Raw genomic sequence first — 651 nt, forward strand, 5'->3', positions numbered from 1 at the left:
GACCAAGGGACGTGATTTTTTAAGAGACGCGGCAGCGTACTTTGCCAAGGAGTCATCGAGCGGTACACGGTGATCCAGCGCTGCCGCAACGAGTACCCGGTACGACTGATGTGCCGTTGCTTGAGGGTTTCTGCCAGTGGCTATTACGCCTGGCAGGATCGTGATCCAAGCCCACGTGCTCAAGAGAATGCACGCCTGGTAAGGCGCATTCGGAAGATTCACGAGGACAGCCGTGGTGTGATCGGAGCGCCACGTATGCGCGAGGATCTGCTCGAGGAGGGCGAAACTGTCAGCCTGAACCGCGTTGCTCGCCTGATGGCAACTGAGCGAATTCAAGGCTGGCCACGCCGGAAGAGGCGTGGCTTTGGAAGAGTCGCCAGCGGCCGTCCAGCAGGCGTGAAAAATCTGCTGGAGCGCGATTTCACCGCGCAGGAACCGGAGCGCAAGTGGGTCACGGACATCACGGAAATAGTCACACTAGAAGGCAAGCTCTTCCTATGCGTGGTGCTCGACTTGTACAGCAAGCTGGTGATCGGTTGGTCGATGCATCACCGTCAGGATCGGCAGATGGTGATTCGAGCGGTGGAAATGGCGATCTGGCAGCGCCAGGGTGACTGGTCAGTGATCCTGCATTCGGATCGCGGCAGCCAA

General features: G+C 58.7%; 1 pseudogene. It reads left to right on the forward strand.

The annotated features are described in order from the left end of the window. Positions 1 to 15: 15 nt before the first annotated feature. Positions 16 to 651: pseudogene (locus tag HMPREF2886_RS02265) on the forward strand (IS3 family transposase); the annotation flags it as partial.

This window comes from Pseudomonas sp. HMSC066A08, from assembly GCF_001813025.1.
Taxonomy (GTDB): domain Bacteria; phylum Pseudomonadota; class Gammaproteobacteria; order Pseudomonadales; family Pseudomonadaceae; genus Pseudomonas; species Pseudomonas aeruginosa.